The sequence below is a fragment of the Pauljensenia sp. UMB3104 genome, assembly GCF_030217285.1.
GTDB lineage: Bacteria > Actinomycetota > Actinomycetes > Actinomycetales > Actinomycetaceae > Pauljensenia.
Window position 1 is genome coordinate 1 of the sequence record NZ_JASONN010000576.1, and the last position, 238, is coordinate 238.

Sequence of the window (238 nt, forward strand, 5' to 3'; positions counted from 1 at the left end):
CCCCTCGGGGATCCGAGGGAGCCGGACGCCCATCGGGCATGAGGACATCGCAGAACATACGCGCAACCGGGTCCTCGTTGGAACGCCACGGGAGCAACTGGAACGTCGACGCATCCGGCTTGAGCAGCATGTCCGACTCGTAGACGCGCGTCAGGCCTTCGACGGCCGACCCATCGAAGCTGTTTACCCCAATGACTCAGGTATCGGCAGACGATTCACGACACGAGTCGGGCAGCCA

1 pseudogene is annotated in these 238 nt (G+C 63.4%); it reads right to left on the reverse strand.

What is annotated here, in order from left to right:
• Positions 1–178 (reverse strand): annotated as a pseudogene (locus QP415_RS12835) (glutamine synthetase beta-grasp domain-containing protein); the annotation flags it as partial.
• Positions 179–238 lie beyond the last annotated feature (60 nt).